Raw genomic sequence first — 15740 nt, forward strand, 5'->3', positions numbered from 1 at the left:
ATGGCAGTACCCGGCAGCCTCCCTCAGCGCGTCTTCCTATTGGCCCTGGACCCGGACAAGGGCAGGGCCCGGATCGGCACGAACCTCGGCGCCATGCTGCGCGCCGCGGCCCTCGCCGAGCTCTATGTCACCGGCCACCTCACCGACGACGGCGGCCGGGTGGTCATCAAGATCCGGCACAGCTGCCACGATCCCGTTCTCGAGGCCCTCCTCGAGGAGATCGCCGGCTCCCGGCCGCGCACCTGGCAGTCCTGGGTGGACACCCGGCAGAACGCCGCGATCAGCGCGGTACGCCTACAACTCAGCTACGGCGGCTGGGTTCGCCTAGAACCACACCGTGTCCTCGGGCTGTTCCCCGTGACGAGGGTGTTCCTCCGCGATCCCGGCGTACGCAAGGAACTCCTCGCCCGGGTCAGCGCTGCCCTGAAAACCCCCGTCGGCCGAGTCGATCCCGCCGACGCCGCCCTGGTGGCCGTCGTCGCCGCGGGAAACCTCGGTCTTGCCCTCGACCGCAGGACCAGACGGGCCGAGAAACGGCGCATCCGTGACCTGACCCACCTCAGTGGACCGATCGCGCCCGCCCTGCACTCCTCGATCCGCGACGCGGCCCTCGGCGGCGAGGCCGCTTAGCCACCGGGAGACCGCGCCGACTGTCCGCTCCGAGCAGGCCGGCAGTAACCTCCAAGATCTGATGGACGCCGAGTACGAAGAGTGCGAGGGAGCCGGGGATGACCGATGAGGACGTGCTGGACAAAATCCGGCGGGGGCTTCTCTACACCGAGTCGGAAGCGGCCTTCCAGAACCCCCGGCGCCGCGCGGACCTGGTCTTCGAATACAACCAGGTGCGCCCGGGTGACACCGCACGGCGCCGGTCCCTGCTGGAGGCGATCCTCGGGTCGGTGGGGGAGCGCACCGTGCTGCTGTCGCCGTTCCACGCCGGGTTCGGCAGCAACGTGCACATCGGCGACGACTTCTTCGGCAACGTCAACCTGACGTTCGTCGACGACGTGGAGATCCGGATCGGCAACGGCGTCATGATCGCCCCGAGCGTCACCCTGACCACCACCGGGCACCCGATCCACCCGGACCTGCGGGAGGACTTCCGGCGGTTCTCCGAACCCATCGTGATCGAGGACCGGGTCTGGATCGGCAGCAACGCCGTCGTGCTCCCCGGCGTCCGCATCGGGTACGGCTCCGTCATCGGCGCGGGCAGCGTCGTCACCCACGACATCCCGGCCATGACGGTCGCCGTCGGAGTTCCCTGCCGAGTCGTCCGAGGCATCACCGACGAGGATCTCAGCGCCAGGAGTGCTGAGGGTCGTACCCGAGAAGGCGCCGCGCCTTGGTGATCGAGAGCAGGGTCTCGTGCTCGCCGAGCTCCCTGGTCACCGGTACGTCCGGATAGACCTCGGCCGCCAGGCTCGCCGACGAGCGGCTCATCACCGTGTCCGCGTTCGCGATGATGAAGATGTCCACGCCGGTGGCCTGGTAGGCGAGTGCCTTACGCACCGCCTGCGCACCGTCGCGGGCGTCGATGTAACCCCACAGGTTCCACTTGCGCAGGTGCGGGTCGTCATCGAAGGAGGGAAACTGCTCGTAGTCCTCCGGGTCCATGACGTTCGAGAACCGCAGCCCGACCATCTTCAGCGCCGGATCCCACCGGCAGAACTGCGCCGCCATGGTCTCCTCCAGAAGCTTGACCAGGGCATACCGTGACTCCGGGCGCGCCGGGTACTCCTCGTCCAGCGGAATGTAGGGCGGCGGCGTGTCGAACGGGATGCCGAGCAGCGTCTCGCTGGACGCCCAGACCACGTTGGTGATCCGGGCCGCCTTGGCCGCGGCGAAAACGTTGTACGTGGCGGTGATGTTGTTCTGAAAAGTAGCCGCATTGGCCGTCAGCCCGGGCGCGGGAATCGCCGCGAGGTGCACGACCGCGTCGATCCCGTCGTAACGGTCGTCGATGGCGGTGAACGCCTCGACTGTCTGCCCATAATCGGTCAGATCGATCCGGATGTCCGGCCTCTGCGCCGCCGCGTCCAGGTTGACCACCTCATTGCCGTGTTCCCGGAGATCGGCGACCACGGCCCGCCCGAGCTTGCCGGTGCCTCCGGTGACGGCGATGCGCATTCTGGCCTCCTGTAAAAGTCAACTACCAACGGCGAAGATATCCCCGTACGGCAGACGACTACGCGGATTCGCGGCCGGTTCCTCATGGACGCGGCGAGCAGCGTCTTGCCACTGCCGTCCGCCGCGGGACGTGGCTGGGTGGTTCGGCTGGCGGTGAGGGGGGTGTTGGGGCTCGGAAAGGGCCGCTCACGTCCAGCTGGGTGGTTCGGCTGGCGGTGAGGGGGGTGTTGGGGCTCGGAAAGGGCCGCTCACGTCCAGCTGGGTGGTTCGGCTGGCGGTGAGGGGGGTGTTGGGGCTCGGAAAGGGCCCCTCACGCCCAGCTGGGTGGTTCGGCTGGCGGTGAGGGGTGGTGTGGTCAGCGGGTGGCGTGGGAGGTGGGCAGGGTTGCCAGGAGCGTGGGCAGGTCGGCCATGTCGGTGAAGGTGTGGGTGGCGCCGGCGTCCAGCAGGACCTGCGGGGGATTGTGGGACGGACTTCCCGGTGGGCAGTAGCCGAGGACTGTGGCGCCGGCGGCTACTCCGGCGCGGACGCCGGTCGGGGTGTCCTCGATCACCGCGGTGCGGGACGGGTCGACGCCGAGGGCGGACGCGGCGGCCAGGTAGACGTCGGGGGCGGGCTTGCTCCGGGGTGTCTCCATGCCGCTGAAGATCTTGCCGGCGAAGACCGTGTCGAGGCCGACCTTGGTGAGCTGCAGCTCGACCTTGTGGCGGTCGGCGCCGCTGGCGCAGGCCAGGTTGCCGCGGTAGGCGCGGTTGATCTCGTGGGCGGCGGCCACCGCGCCGGGGATCGGCAGCAGGTCGAGGGTGAGGGCGTCGTTGCGGCGCTTGCGGAACTCGCCGAGCCACTCGGCGGTCACGGTGAAGCCGGTGTGTGCGGTGATCACATGAGCCTCGTCGCTGAGCGCGCGGCCGACGAAGAGCCGGAAGCAGTCCGCCTCGGAGAGCTGCCAGCCGAGTTCGTGCAGCATCGTTCGGAGCACGGTGTTCGTGATGCGTTCGGAGTCGACGAGCACCCCGTCGCAGTCGAAGAGCACGGCGTCGAACGGGAGCGAGGCGGTTTCCGGCATGGCGGTGACGATAACGGCGGGTGCCGCCGGCAGCCATGACCGGGCGCACACCGGCGAAACGGCCTCAGCAGCGGCGGCGGGGCTGCGCGGCGAACCAGTGAGCGACGAAGACGCAGAGGCCGATCATTACGCCGGCCGAGAGGCCGGTGTTCCAGTTGTGCTGGGTGGCGCCGATGGCCGGCGAGAAGACCACGAACGCCGCGAATCCGGTGATTGCCGCGCCTAGCCTCGTGAAGGCGGGCCTGACAGTTGTGCCCATGGCCTGAGTATGCGACCGGCGCGGCGCACATGCGAGAGCCGCGTACGAAAAGGGGTTGTCAGGCGGCGGTGGCCTCGCGCTGGATCTGGTCGAACTGGGCGGCCATCGCGGAGGCCAGGGTCTGCGCGGCGGACAGCGGGCGGACCATGACCGTGAACTCGTCGATCAGGCCGTTCTCGTCCAGGTGCAGGAAGTCGCAGCCCTCGACGGCGACGTCGCCGATCCGGGCCTCGAAGACCAGTGCGTGGTCGCGGCCGCCGTCGCCGCTGAGTTCGCGGACGTACCGGAAGTCCTCGAACACCCGCAGCACGCCGCGCAGGATCGCCGCGGTGATCGCCTTGCCCGGGTAGGGCTTGAACGCCACCGGGCTGCGGAACACCACGGTGTCGGCAAGGGTGGCCGTGATGGCTTCGGGGTCGCGTGCTTCCACCGCGGTGCGAAAATCGATCACCGCGCCAGCGTACGGGGTCGGCGCCCCAAGGCGGGACAGCGTGGCGGCGGGACGGCGAGGCCGCGGGACGGTAGGGCCGCGGGACGGCGAGGCCGCGGGACAGCGGGGCCGTTACCCTGTTCAGGTGCCGGTCCCCGGTGGAGATCGTCGACGCGGGCCGGTATTGGGAAAGGACTATCGACATGCCCCGTGTGGTACCGGCGGTCATCCGCGCACTCGACATCCTCGAGTTGTTCCTGGACCGGCCCGAACTGTCGGCGCGGGAGGTGACCGAGCGGCTCGACCTGCCCCGCACCACCGTTCACGAGCTGCTCGTCACGCTCGTGGACCGCTCGTACCTGATCTCCGTACCGGGCCAGCCGGTGCGGTATCGGCTTGGCATGCCCCTGTTCCAGCTCGGCGCAGCGTTCTCCGGCCGCCTCGACCTGGTTCGTGAGGCGCAGAGCGTCACGCGGGACGTCGCCGCCGCGTGCGACGAGGCGGTCCATGTGGCCGTGCTCGACGGCGCCGACGTCATCTACCTGGCCAAGGTCGACAGCACGCATCCCGTCCGGATGGTCTCCGCGGTGGGGCGGCGGCTGCCGGCGCACTGCACGGCGGTCGGCAAGGTCCTGCTGTCGGGCCTCGACCAGGCGGGCCTGGACGCCGTCCTGTCGAAGGGTCCGCTGGCGGGCATGACACCGGACAGCATCACCGACCCGGACAGCCTGCGGGCGCACCTCGAACGGGTCCGGGCGGAGAGCGTCGCGGTCGACATCGGCGAGTCCGACAGTGCCATGCGCTGTGTCGCCGCGGCGGTCCGGGACCACTCCGGCACGATCATCGCCGCGATGAGCCTCTCCGCACCGATCATCCGCTGGACCCCGCAGGCGCATGTGGAGTGGGCCGAGCTGGTCCGCGAGGGCGCGGCCACACTGTCCGCCCGCATGGGTTACGTGTCGCAACCCCGCTAGCCCGGCCCCGCAATCGCATCGAAACATTGACACCCATAACGGGTGTCCTCTACCGTCGCGTCCACCCAATACGATATTTCGAACTGAGTTCGATATTTCGAACGGCGGGAGACGAATTGCCATGGAGGACAACCCGTTGTGGTCCCGGCGCGGCTTTCTGGGGATGGGGGTGGGGGTGCTCGGCGCAGCCGGTCTGGCCGCGTGCGGTAGCAACTCCGAGTCGCCCACCGCGGTGCAGCCGGAGGTTCCGAAGGAGCTGCTCGACGCCGCTGTGTCGTTGAAGGGCTCGTCGATGGGGATGCTGTCGCAGAAGCTGTACTCGACAGCGGCGAACGAGGCGCTCGACGGCTCGATCAGGAAGTTCGCCGAGGCCACCGGTACGAAGATCGAGAACAGCCTGGTCCAGGCCGACGCCGGTGACGTGGTGGCCAAGATCGATGCCGAGGTCAAGGGCGGCGTGGCGCGTGACCTGGCGTTCATGACCGACTCGCGGTTCGTCGCGCAGTTCCAGGCGCTGGGCGACCTGGAGGACGTGACGGACGTCGTCGAGCTGCTGACGGCGAAGTATGGCGAGCCCTGCGCGGAGGCCAAGAACTTCTGCGTCTTCGACGGCAAGTGGTACGCGATTCCCTACCACTTCATCGGGATCGGGTCGTTCCTGCGCAAGGACTGGATGCAGGAGAAGGGCATCGCCACCAAGGACGTCTACAGCTGGGAGGAACTGCGGGACCTGTGCCTGGCGATCTCCGACCCGGGCAAGCGCCGGTTCGGCTGGGGCATGATGATCAACCGGTCCGGCGACGGCAACGGCATGATCGAAGCGCTGATCAACTCCTACGGCGGGGCGATCGCCTCCAACGACGGCCGGAAGGTCACCTTCGACTCGCCCGAGACCGTGCAGGCGGTGACCTTCCTGGGCGACATCTACACCAACCCCAAGTACCAGCCGATGCTCCCGCCGGGAGTGGCCAGCTGGACCGATACCAGCAACAACGAGAACTGGCTGGCCGGGATCCTGGGCTACACCCGCAACAGCTTCAGCGTCTACGCCGATTCCAAGACCAAGAAGAATCCGGTGTACGGGAACACGCACGTTTTCTCGGATTGCATCGGACCGGCTACCGACAAATCCCTGCTGCTCGGCCAATCCCAGGGTTTTGTCGTCTTCAAGGGCGCCAAGAACGCCGCGCTCGCCAAGGTCCTGGCGCAGTACCTGGTCAGTGCGCCCGCTCTCGTCGGTGTGGCGAAGGAGGCTCCCGGCCTGGCGATGCCCGCCTGGGAGAAGGTCTGGGACGCCGACCCGTTCTTCACCGGCGGCGACCCGGCGTTCGCCATGCTGCGCACGATGTCCCAGCAGCCGCTGCCGCTGTCCACCAAGAACGGCCTGAGCTTCCCGCAGAAGGCCAGCGCCGGGCAGCAGGCAGTCGTCGCCGCCTACGTACTCACCGACATGATGCAGCAGGTCGTCCAGGGAGCGGCTCCCGCGCAGGCGGTGACGGCCGCCCACGCGAAAATGGTGCAGATCTTCGGCCAGCAGGGGCTGCCGCAGTGAGCTCGGTCCGCACCGAGCGGGCCCCGGTGACGCAGGCACCCGCGCCACCGGGGCCCGGTTCCCTCACGCCGACCCAGCGGCGGCTGGGTCGCGACTGGCGGCTGGCGGCACTGTTCCTGGCGCCGACCGCGATCCTGGTCGGCGGGCTTGTGCTGGCGCCGATCCTGTGGTCGGTCGTCACCAGCACCACGGAACGGCACGGCGCCGAGAGCGTGTTCGTCGGCCTGGGCAACTATCGCGCCCTCGGTGGCGACCAGCAATTCCGTACGGGTGTGGTGAACTCGTTCGTCTTCACCGCGTACGCCGAAGTGTTCAAAGTGGTCCTGGGTCTGGCCGCGGCCCTGCTGCTGCACCATCGGCGCCGCGGGCGGGCCCTGCTGACCGGACTGCTCCTGGTGCCGTGGGTGGTCCCGACCGTGGTGACGGCGTTCAGCTGGCGCTCGCTGCTCGACCCGATCTTCGGCAGCGTCAACACGCTGCTCACCGCCTCGGGGATCGGCCCGCTGCTGGCCACCACGCATCTGGTCGGCAGCTGGCCCGCCGGCTGGCTGTCCGACGCGTCGCTGGCCATGCCGTCGGTGATCCTCGTCAACGTGTGGAAGGGGGTGCCGTTCTTCACCATCTGCTTCCTCGCCGGCCTGAAGGCCATCCCGGCCGACCAGTACGAGGCGGCGACCATCGACGGCGCCTCGTCGTGGCAGCGGTTCGCCCACGTGACGCTGCCCGGACTGCGCCACGTGATCACCGTGACGGTGACCCTGTCGTCGATCTGGACGTTCAACAACTTCGACCTGATCTGGCTGCTGACGCAGGGCGGCCCGGGTGACCTGACCGCGCCGTACGTGCTGGTCGCCTATTCGAAGGCGATCCTGCAACTGCAGTACGGCGCCGGAGCGGCGGTCACGCTCGTCATGCTGCCGGTCATCGGCGGGCTGGTGTTCTTCCTGGTGCGGTTGCTGCGCCAGGACGGGAGCATCAAGCCGTCCCGGCGGCACCGCGGGGCGCGGGCCGGCCCGGATCGCAAGGTGCTCGGGTGGGTCGTCGCCGCGGCGGTCACCGGTCTGCTGGCCTGGGCGTCGCCGCAGATCTTCTGGAAGGCGGCGGTGGTCCTCGGCGTGATCATGCTGATCGCGGCGGCGGTCGGCCGGGTGGTCACCGGATTCCAGGACCGGGGCGGCCGCCGAGCGTCGTCGGCCGTGTCGAGCGTGGGGTCCGGTGTCGCGCTGGCCGGGCTGCTCGCCTTCGTGCTGGGACCGCTGTACTGGATCGCCGTCACGGCCTTCAAGTCCGAGAACCAGGTCGTCATGCGCGACCACGACCTGTGGCCGACGCCGTGGACCCTGGACCAGTTCGGTGCCCTCTTCACCGACCAGCCGTTCGGCCGCTGGTACCTCAACACCATGCTGGTGTCGGCGGCGTCAACAGCGGTGGCGATGGTCTGCGCCGCGCTGGGTGGATACGCGCTGGCCCGCCTGCGGTTCCGCGGTGCGCAGGGCTTCACCGTCACGGTGCTGCTCACCTACGTGATGCCGGGTGCGCTGCTGTTCATCCCGCTGTATCAGCTGCTCATCGGGGTGCGGCTCACCGACTCGCTGTGGTCGCTGGTGCTGACCTACCCGACCTTCACGCTGCCGTTCGCCACCTGGCTGCTGGCCGGGTACTTCGCGTCGATCCCCGTCGAGCTGGAGGAGGCCGCGCTCGTCGACGGTTGCAGCCGCGTCCAGGCGTTCCGCCGGGTGGTGCTGCCGCTGGCCAAGCCGGGCCTGCTGGCGGTCGCGCTGTTCACCCTGACCAACGCCTGGAACGAGTTCCTCTTCGCCTTCGTGTTCCTCACCAAGGACGAGTACAAGACACTTCCGGTCGGGATGCAGTCGATGATCGCCGGTGACGTCGTACCGCAGGGCCAGCTCGCCGCGGCGTCGCTGCTGGTCAGCATTCCCGTGGTGGTCATGTACGCCTTCGGGCAGCGCTTCCTGACCGAGGGCCTTACCGCGGGGGCGGTGAAGGGCTGAGAGCCGGCGCCCCGTCCGGGGCGCCGGCATGCGACAGCGCTCAGCGGTGCCCGTGACGGTGCGGTGCACCCGCGGCAAGCTCCAGGTCCTGCTGGAGCACGTGGTACTGCCCCTTCGGGTTCAGCTGCTCGTCGTAGATCAGGGCAGCACCCTCCTGCGGGTCGGAGAACCAGCCGGGCACCCAGGAGTAGGCGTCGCCGAAGCCCCACGGGGTGAACGAGATGCAGGCGGGTACGGCCAGGCACGCCTGCAGCGTCCGGGACCAGTAGCTCTCCTGTGCGTACGGGGCCAGCGCGTTGACCGGCTCGTTGACGGCGTCCGGTTTGGTCTGAGTGCGGACGTCGACCTCGGTCAGGGCGACCTTCTGGCCGAGTGCGGCGAAACGCTCCAGGTTGTTGCGCAGGTCGGGATAGCCGTACTGGGTGGACAGGTGACCCTGGAACCCGACGCCGTGGATCGGCACGTGCTGGGCCTTCAGCGACTGCACCAGCGCGTAGACCGCGTCGCTCTTGGGTCCGGTGAACTCCAGGTTGTAGTCGTTGTAGATGAGCAGGGCCTTGGGGTCGGCCTGGTGCGCCCAGCGGAAGGCGTCAGCGATGTAACCGGTGCCGCCCCAGGCCTTGTACCAGATCGTCTCGCGGGGCTTCCCGTTGTCGTCGAAGGCCTCGTTGACCACGTCCCACTGCCAGATGTCGCCCTTGAAGTGGCGCATCTGAGCCTGGATGTGCTTCTTCAGGACCGCTTTCACCTCGTCGTCGGGCAGCGTGGTGGTGTATCCGTCGGACGACAGCCAGGCGGGGAGCTGGTTGTGCCAGAGCAGCGTGTGGCCACGCACCAACTGCCGGTTCTTCTTCGCGAACGCGACGAGCTGGTCCGCTTTCTCCCAGGTGTAGGTGCCGCGGGTGGGCTCGACCTCCGCCCACTTCATGACGTTCTCCGCGGTGACGCTGGAGAACTGCTGCGCGGTGATCTGCGTGTACTTCTCGTTGGTGCCGAGCTGGTCCGCGTTGACGGCGGTGCCGATGCGCAGGCCCACCCGCGCGGCGAGCGCCCGCAGCGAGTCGGCCGGATAGGCCGGGCTCGGTGATGGCCTGGCGGCCACCGGGCCGGAACCGCCTGCCGCGGCGGAGCCGGCAAAGGTGAGCTGTCCGCCCAGCAGTGCGGTGGCGCTGATGACGGCGAGGGGAAGCCAAGGACGGCGCACGGGAACTCCCTGAACGAGTACGGTGAAGCGCGTCCGAAACTTTCGGACCACTTCCGGAAGTAACGATAGGAATCTATGCGTCGTTCCGGAGGCGGTCAAGAGCGAGCGCGCGGGACCGGCCGGCCCCGCGCGCTCGCGTACGGATCTCAGAAGTTGCCCTCGGTGTTGCACTTGGCTTTCTGTACGAGGCAGTTCTTCACGCGTTCGCCCAGCGCCCGGTTGTCCCAGGCGAAGAACGCGTCGCCGTGCATCGACGACGCCATGCCCGAAGCGAGCCGGAAGCCGGCCGTGGTGCCGCTCGTCGGGTACGAGATGAGGAACGACAGGTTGGGGATGGCGACCGGATACTCGCCCTTGCACGTGCCGTCATAGCTGTACGAGATGTGTGCCTTGTGCGTCGGGCTGTCCAGGTTCCTGCCGTCCCAGCAGTCCTGGAACACCAGGTGGAACATGAGGACGGCGGTGGGCGCGCAGACCGGCCAGTTGCCGTCCGCGCTGCGGCCGATCTCCCCGCCGGGGCCGGCGCAGTAGAACGCGTTCACCGAGCCGGCCGGCGTGGGCGTCTGCGACTTGGCGTCACCGGCGATCATCCGGAAGCCCTGCGGGAACGGCTTGGTCACCGACGGGTCGGTGAGCCGGGATCCGTAGTAGACGACGACGTCCTTCGGCTCGATCGCCCGGTCGCCCTGGTAAAGGGTCGGGATCCAGTACGCGGACAGGTCCGGAGCCGGCCGGCAGGTGGTGCCCGCGTTGGCCAGCAGCGTGCCGGTGGTGGTGTTCGCGTCGGTGCGGTCGTTGCCGAGGAACGAGTGCATGTGCGAGGCACCCGGCAGGCCCGGGAAGATGATCGGGTCGTCCGGGCGCGAGTGGCTGTATGCGCAGGTCGCGTTGAACTCCGGCACCCGGACCGTGTCGGCCGGCACTGCCCGGGGCACGAGCGCGTTGAACTGGGCGAGCTGCGCGTTCCACGCGGCCTGGTCGATCGGGATCCAGCCCTGGCCGGGGTCGGCGGGCCGGCCGTCGCCGAACGAGAACCAGTTGATGTTGACGAAGTCCCCGCCGGTCGTGTTGCGCAGAACCGCGAACACGGTCTGCGCACCGGCCGGGTGGCTGGCGGCGGTCGCGGTCAGGGTCCGCCAGCTCTGCCAGCCGCCGGTCGCGGTGATGGCCAGCTGCGCGAGGACTGGCCCGGTCGCCGACCCGGTGCGCAGCTCGACGCTGCCGGTGCCGACCGCGGACGCCACCCGGGCCTGGATGGTCAGCGCGCCGGCGGCGCCGAGGTCGACGTTGTCGTAGCGGAGCCAGTCGCCGTTGGCGAGGTAGGCGACGTTCTGCCCGCCGCCGGTGTCGGCTGTCGCCTCGACCTGCGTGCCGGACTGCGCGGCGTAGGCCTCGGCCTGGACGGTGACGGTGGCGGCCTCGGCGGTTCCCGGGGGAAGGATCACCGTGGTCGCTGACGCCGCGAGGAACGCGGCGAACAGCATGCGGACGCGCGGGGGTGAAGGCATCGACGCTCCTCGAAGCATGGGATCGGGTTCGAGGAGTATCAGGCGCGAGAGAGCGCTTTCTCAATATGGGCGCACGGCGATCACCGTCATATGCGGAAACGTGCGCAAACTCTGGGGAAGCGCTTTCTTCGGTGAGCCGCGCGTGGTCAGGGCAGGGCGTGGTCAGGGCAGGGCGTGGTCGGGGCAGGGCGTGGTCAGGGCCGGGACCGCCACGTCGCGGCTGGGACCAGCGGCATCGGGTCGGGACGTTCGGTCGTCGTGGTCAGCTCGATGCGGCGCCCCTCGCCGGCCGAGCGCAGCAGGGACGTCATGGCGTCGAGGACGTGCAGGGCCAGGGTGCCGCTCGCCCGCGGCGCCGGCGCGGTCAGCATGTCGAGCAGCCCGATGCCCCGGCTCGCATCCGCGTATCCGGCGGACGGCCGCACGGTCTGCCACTCGGATGCGCCCAGTGCGAAGAGCCGGACGTCGCCGGCGAACAGGTTGGGGTCGGGCACAGCGAGCGTGCCGGTCTCGCCGTGCACCTCGATCGGGGCGGCAGTGGTGCGGACCGCGTCGAAGCTGGTCGTGATCGTGGAGAGGGCACCGCTCGCGTGGTGCAGGACTCCCGTCACGTGCGTGTCCACCGAGACCGGGATCCGCTCACCCTCCCGCGGGCCGGAGCCGATCACGCGCGTGGCGCGCAGGCGGGAGGAGGCGCCGGTGACGGCGGCGACCGGGCCGAGCAGGTGCACGAGGGCGGTCAGGTAGTAGGGGCCCATGTCGAGCAGCGGGCCGCCGCCGGGCACGTAGTAGAAGTCGGGGTGGTGGTGCCAGCGCTCGTGGCCGGGTGTCGCCATCACCGCCACGGCGGACAGCGGGCGGCCGATCGCACCGGCGTCGACGGCGGCGCGGGCGGTCTGCACGCCGGTGCCGAGGACGGTGTCGGGGGCGCAGCCGACAGCGACGCCGGCAGTGGCGGCCCGCTCCAGAAGGGACCGTGCCGAGGACATGTCCGAGGTGAGGGGCTTTTCGCCGTACACCTGCTTGTTGTTCGTGATGGCACTCAGCGCGACCGAAGCGTGCGCCGCGGGGACCGTGAGGTTGAGGATCGTGGTGATGGAGTCGTCCCGCAGAAGGCTGTCGACAGGCAGGGCGCGGCAGCCGGTGATGCCCTCGGCGACCGACGCCGCGCGGGAGGCGTCGAGATCGGCCACCGCCGCGATGGTCACGGCCGGGTGGTCACGCAGGGTCCGCAGGTACGCGCCGGAGATCCACCCGGTCCCTACGATGCCGATGCGGTGCGGCTCGCCCACAGCATGCCCCTTTCGATCACGGTGCGTACGGTGCGGTCCTCGAGGATGTCGAGGCTGTGACCGGGTGTGGTCACGACGATCCGGCCCTCGCCCCACTGCCTCGTCCAGATGGCCGGCGAGGTGATCGGGCGGTGCCACGGATGCCACGGCTGGACGGGGTGGGTGGTGGTGGCGAGGACATCGATCAGATGGTCGTGCAGCACCCAGTACTGCTCGGTGGTCAGCGCGAAGTCGTCGAGCCCGGAGGTGATCGGGTGCTCCCGGCCGAGCGCGGTGAACTCGACGGTGTGCGCCAGGAAGTTGTCGGTCTCGTCCCCGGTGCGCGCGGCCGGGTCCTTTCCGGGGTGGGTGGCGAACTGGCCTCCGACCAGTTGCAGATAGTCCGACGAGGCGCGGAACGAGTCGGCGATGCCGCCGTGCCAGCCGGTGAAACCGGTGCCCGCGGCGACGGCGGACCGCAGGCCGGCCAGCGCTTCCGGCTCGATCGACGACATCGTCACGCACTGCACGATCAGATCGGTTTCGGCCATCACCGGCCCGTCGGCATAGATCGCCGCCGAGTCGGCGATCCGGACCTCGAAGCCGTTGTCAGCCAGGAACGGGAGGAAGAGTTCGGTGGCCTCGACCGGCCGATGACCTTCCCAGCCGCCGCGTACCACCAGAGCGTTGGTCATCGTCAACGCCTATCAGACCGAGACCGGTTCCGCCCAGGGCGCAGGGGCGGGTGTGGAAGCGCACGGTCGCGTTGCGTGCGCGCCCACCGTCGCTTGCGCCGCCCCTGCCGCCGCCACCCGCTCATCCCCGCGCGAGTCCGCGAGAGCCGCGAGAGTCCGCGCGGTGAGCCACTCACCAGTACTTCTCCACCCGCGACGCGCGGCCGGCCACCCGGTGAACGTATGCGGTCATCGCACCAGGCGGACCGACTGCGTACTGTATGCCGGTCATGATCCGAACTTCGATGGGTTGATCGATGAAGAGCCCGCTGCGACCCGGCGACCCGCACTCGCTGGGCGGTTACGAGCTGCTGGCCCGGCTCGGCGAGGGCGGCATGGGCGCGGTCTTCCTCGGCCGGCGCGACGACGGCCCGCTGGTGGCCATCAAGATCATCAAGCCGGAGTACGCCCACGAGGAGGAGTTCCGCGGACGGTTCCGCAGCGAGGTCAAACGTGCCCGGCAGGTGCCGCCGTTCTGCACCGCCGCGGTCCTCGACGCCGACCCCGAGCACCGCACGCCCTACCTGGTCGTGGAGTACGTCGACGGCCCGAGCCTGGACGAGGTGGTGGCGCGCGAGGGCCCGCTGGCCGACAGCCGCCTGCACGGCGTCGCGGTCGGGGTGGCCACCGCGCTGACCGCGATCCACGGCGCCGGTGTGATCCACCGCGACCTCAAGCCGCGCAACGTGCTGTTCGCGCTCGGCTCGCCGAAGGTCATCGACTTCGGGATTGCCCGGGCGCTCGAGGTGACCAGCCAGCACACGCATCCCGACCAGATGGTCGGGACCGTCGCGTACATGGCGCCGGAACGGTTCGACGGTGTGCACCGCGACATCACCCCGGCCGCCGACGTGTTCGCGTGGGGCGCGGTCATCGCGTACGCGGGCACCGGCCGCACCCCCTTCCGGGCCGACTCGCCGGCCGCCACCGCAGCCCGGATCCTCACCCAGCCGCCGGACCTGACCGGCCTGACCGGGACGCTCGCCGACCTCGTGGCGCTCGCCCTGGCGAAGGATCCGGAGGAGCGGCCCACCGCGCACGAGCTGCTCGACCTGCTGCTCGCACAGAACACCGACCCGCGCGTGATCAGCCGGCCACCTACGCTCGACCCGCGATTGCGCGAGGCCGCGGAAGCGGCACAGCTCTCCGGCCGGTACGCCTCCGGCGGCGGCCGACGGCCAGGTGTTCCGGTCGCGCCGGTGCCCCAGAGGCGCAGGCGCTTGCGTACGGTCATCGCAGTCACCGCCGTCACCACGCTGCTCATGGGTGCCGCCGGCCTGTACAGCCGTGACCAGGCCACACCAAGTATCTCCACAGCGGCCCCGATCGAGCAGGCCGTCCTGCCGGTACCCGGCGCGGTGCGGGGCCCGTGGGTGGTCGACGCCCTGGACCGGCCCGGGCAGTGGAAGGCCACCACCGACGCGTACGGTGGCCGCTGCTCCTTCAAGGACGGCCTGGTCATGACGGCGCCCAGCGTCACGCTGGTGTGCCCCGGCACCAAGGAGACGTTCGCCGGCGACCAGTCGATCTCCGCGGACGTCACCGTCGCCAGCGTCGACTCCTGCGCCGAGGTCGAATTCCGGTCCGCGGGCGACAGCTCCTACTGGCTCGACCTCTGCCCGCGCGACATCCGGATCCGCCACGACGGCGCCGTCCGGATCACCACGCTCGGCTCGGTGACCTCGGACCTGTTCGAGCCCGGCCGCCGCCGCACCGTCGTGCTCAGCCTGCGGGGCGACGTCGCGTCGGTCACGGTCGACGGCACGGCCGTACTGGACGCGACGCTGACCGACCCGAGCCTGCTCGCCGGCAAGGTGGCCTTCGGCGTCGGCCACGCCGACCCGGCGAAGATCGACGAGGTGACGGCCAAGGCGGTCGTCACGAACGCCGAGATCAGGCCGATCGAGGATGTCCCGCCGTCACCGGCCGCGTCCGTGCCCTCCTTCGCCGACCTGCGGCGGGGAAACAGCACGTCGATCGTCAAGGTCCGGGCGTACTACCCGAAATCGCGGTCGATCGTGGTGGAGCCGGTGCTGTTCCTGACCGGCGACGAATACTGCAGGACGTTCGAGGTGACGGCTTCGCCGGACGCGCCCTGCGAACAGGCCTGGGTGACCGAGGACAGCCGCATGGTCGTGACCCTGCCGACCTCGGCCAAGCCCAAACTCGCCAGCACGTTCGACGATCCCGAGCGCTGCGCCGGCACTCCCGTCACCGTCGGCACCTGCCCGATCAGCGCCGCGAAGCTCGCCGAGCGGATCGGCGAGGGCGGACTGGCCGAGGTGAAGACCGTCGACGGCGCGATGATCGCGATGGCCGAGGTCTACACCCCGTGACCCGGGCCGAGGCGCTTCGGGATTTCCTCACCCAGGGCGCCGAGCGCCTTCTCGGTGTGGCCGCCGACCTGCGCAATCGCGGCCTCAGCCTGCGACAGCTGCCGTTCACCGGGCTGTCCAGGAGCACGATCGCGGGGATGTTGGACGGTGCCTGGCACAACCTGCAACAGATCAAGGGCGTGTCCGGAGCGCTGGGATGGTAGTTCGAAGATCTGGCGGCCCTGGCCGGTGAACCGCTAGGGCCCTTCAACGACTGCTCGGAGCTCT

The 15740-nt window shown here is 69.7% G+C and carries 15 protein-coding genes; 7 read left to right on the forward strand and 8 right to left on the reverse strand.

What is annotated here, in order from left to right; all coding sequences use genetic code 11:
* Positions 1 to 630 carry a GPP34 family phosphoprotein gene (locus tag ACFQV6_RS23755; RefSeq protein WP_378029765.1) on the forward strand — a complete coding sequence of 210 codons (630 nt, stop codon included), beginning with the start codon at positions 1 to 3 and terminating at the stop codon, positions 628 to 630.
* A 98-nt stretch (positions 631 to 728) separates the two neighbouring features.
* On the forward strand, positions 729 to 1349 hold the full coding sequence (locus ACFQV6_RS23760; RefSeq protein WP_378029766.1) for a sugar O-acetyltransferase: 621 nt from the start codon (positions 729 to 731) through the stop codon (positions 1347 to 1349).
* Here the strand turns inward: ACFQV6_RS23760 and ACFQV6_RS23765 are convergent.
* The 4 genes from ACFQV6_RS23765 to ACFQV6_RS23780 form a co-directional block, all read right to left on the reverse strand.
* Positions 1297 to 2127, reverse strand: coding sequence for an NAD-dependent epimerase/dehydratase family protein (locus ACFQV6_RS23765; RefSeq protein WP_378029767.1), 831 nt, complete (start codon positions 2125 to 2127; stop codon positions 1297 to 1299). The two genes, ACFQV6_RS23760 and ACFQV6_RS23765, sit on opposite strands and share 53 nt — an antisense overlap.
* Positions 2128 to 2482: 355 nt before the next feature.
* Entirely contained in the window at positions 2483 to 3193 is a 711-nt protein-coding gene (locus tag ACFQV6_RS23770; protein WP_378029768.1) for an HAD family hydrolase, read from the reverse strand.
* A 64-nt stretch (positions 3194 to 3257) separates the two neighbouring features.
* Complete coding sequence (locus ACFQV6_RS23775; protein WP_378029769.1) at positions 3258 to 3452, reverse strand: hypothetical protein; 195 nt, start codon at positions 3450 to 3452, stop codon at positions 3258 to 3260.
* Positions 3453 to 3510: 58 nt separating this feature from the next.
* Positions 3511 to 3903: a nuclear transport factor 2 family protein gene (locus tag ACFQV6_RS23780; RefSeq protein ID WP_378029770.1), complete on the reverse strand. Its 393-nt coding sequence runs from the start codon at positions 3901 to 3903 to the stop codon at positions 3511 to 3513.
* Positions 3904 to 4085: 182 nt separating this feature from the next.
* Between ACFQV6_RS23780 and ACFQV6_RS23785 the strand changes: the two genes are divergently transcribed.
* From ACFQV6_RS23785 to ACFQV6_RS23795, 3 genes are all read left to right on the forward strand, one after another.
* Positions 4086 to 4856, forward strand: a complete 771-nt coding sequence (locus ACFQV6_RS23785) for an IclR family transcriptional regulator (protein WP_378029771.1) — start codon at positions 4086 to 4088, stop codon at positions 4854 to 4856.
* Positions 4857 to 4977: 121 nt separating this feature from the next.
* A complete protein-coding gene (locus ACFQV6_RS23790) occupies positions 4978 to 6408 on the forward strand; it encodes an extracellular solute-binding protein (protein WP_378029772.1) in 1431 nt (476 codons plus the stop codon).
* Positions 6405 to 8420 carry an ABC transporter permease subunit gene (locus ACFQV6_RS23795; RefSeq protein WP_378029773.1) on the forward strand — a complete coding sequence of 672 codons (2016 nt, stop codon included), beginning with the start codon at positions 6405 to 6407 and terminating at the stop codon, positions 8418 to 8420. The genes ACFQV6_RS23790 and ACFQV6_RS23795 overlap by 4 nt, the downstream gene beginning before the upstream one ends.
* A gap of 40 nt (positions 8421 to 8460) precedes the next feature.
* Here ACFQV6_RS23795 and ACFQV6_RS23800 read toward each other — a convergent pair whose 3' ends face one another.
* From ACFQV6_RS23800 to ACFQV6_RS23815, 4 genes are all read right to left on the reverse strand, one after another.
* Positions 8461 to 9624 carry an endo-1,4-beta-xylanase gene (locus ACFQV6_RS23800; protein WP_378029774.1) on the reverse strand — a complete coding sequence of 388 codons (1164 nt, stop codon included), beginning with the start codon at positions 9622 to 9624 and terminating at the stop codon, positions 8461 to 8463.
* Between the two features lie 146 nt (positions 9625 to 9770).
* Positions 9771 to 11132 carry a DUF1996 domain-containing protein gene (locus tag ACFQV6_RS23805; RefSeq protein WP_378029775.1) on the reverse strand — a complete coding sequence of 454 codons (1362 nt, stop codon included), beginning with the start codon at positions 11130 to 11132 and terminating at the stop codon, positions 9771 to 9773.
* A gap of 194 nt (positions 11133 to 11326) precedes the next feature.
* A complete protein-coding gene (locus tag ACFQV6_RS23810) occupies positions 11327 to 12424 on the reverse strand; it encodes a Gfo/Idh/MocA family protein (protein ID WP_378029776.1) in 1098 nt (365 codons plus the stop codon).
* On the reverse strand, positions 12394 to 13098 hold the full coding sequence (locus ACFQV6_RS23815; protein ID WP_378029777.1) for a ThuA domain-containing protein: 705 nt from the start codon (positions 13096 to 13098) through the stop codon (positions 12394 to 12396). Before ACFQV6_RS23815 ends, ACFQV6_RS23810 begins: the two co-directional genes overlap by 31 nt.
* 296 nt (positions 13099 to 13394) lie before the next feature.
* Here ACFQV6_RS23815 and ACFQV6_RS23820 point away from each other — a divergent pair, with 296 nt between their 5' ends.
* Both ACFQV6_RS23820 and ACFQV6_RS23825 read left to right on the forward strand, forming a co-directional pair.
* Positions 13395 to 15473: a serine/threonine protein kinase gene (locus ACFQV6_RS23820; RefSeq protein WP_378029778.1), complete on the forward strand. Its 2079-nt coding sequence runs from the start codon at positions 13395 to 13397 to the stop codon at positions 15471 to 15473.
* On the forward strand, positions 15470 to 15676 hold the full coding sequence (locus tag ACFQV6_RS23825) for a hypothetical protein (protein ID WP_378029779.1): 207 nt from the start codon (positions 15470 to 15472) through the stop codon (positions 15674 to 15676). The genes ACFQV6_RS23820 and ACFQV6_RS23825 overlap by 4 nt, the downstream gene beginning before the upstream one ends.
* Positions 15677 to 15740 lie beyond the last annotated feature (64 nt).

The organism is Actinoplanes sp. GCM10030250 (assembly GCF_042666575.1).
GTDB lineage: Bacteria > Actinomycetota > Actinomycetes > Mycobacteriales > Micromonosporaceae > Actinoplanes.

Excerpts from the sequence above, each read along its gene's own strand:
- ACFQV6_RS23775 (WP_378029769.1), bottom strand. The coding sequence starts at position 3,452 with ATGGGCACAACTGTCAGGCCCGCCTTCACGAGGCTAGGCGCGGCAATC.
- ACFQV6_RS23755 (WP_378029765.1), top strand. The coding sequence starts at position 1 with ATGGCAGTACCCGGCAGCCTCCCTCAGCGCGTCTTCCTATTGGCCCTG.
- ACFQV6_RS23820 (WP_378029778.1), top strand. The coding sequence starts at position 13,395 with ATGAAGAGCCCGCTGCGACCCGGCGACCCGCACTCGCTGGGCGGTTAC.
- ACFQV6_RS23760 (WP_378029766.1), top strand. The coding sequence starts at position 729 with ATGACCGATGAGGACGTGCTGGACAAAATCCGGCGGGGGCTTCTCTAC.
- ACFQV6_RS23790 (WP_378029772.1), top strand. The coding sequence starts at position 4,978 with ATGGAGGACAACCCGTTGTGGTCCCGGCGCGGCTTTCTGGGGATGGGG.
- ACFQV6_RS23785 (WP_378029771.1), top strand. The coding sequence starts at position 4,086 with ATGCCCCGTGTGGTACCGGCGGTCATCCGCGCACTCGACATCCTCGAG.
- ACFQV6_RS23765 (WP_378029767.1), bottom strand. The coding sequence starts at position 2,127 with ATGCGCATCGCCGTCACCGGAGGCACCGGCAAGCTCGGGCGGGCCGTG.
- ACFQV6_RS23815 (WP_378029777.1), bottom strand. The coding sequence starts at position 13,098 with ATGACCAACGCTCTGGTGGTACGCGGCGGCTGGGAAGGTCATCGGCCG.
- ACFQV6_RS23770 (WP_378029768.1), bottom strand. The coding sequence starts at position 3,193 with ATGCCGGAAACCGCCTCGCTCCCGTTCGACGCCGTGCTCTTCGACTGC.
- ACFQV6_RS23805 (WP_378029775.1), bottom strand. The coding sequence starts at position 11,132 with ATGCCTTCACCCCCGCGCGTCCGCATGCTGTTCGCCGCGTTCCTCGCG.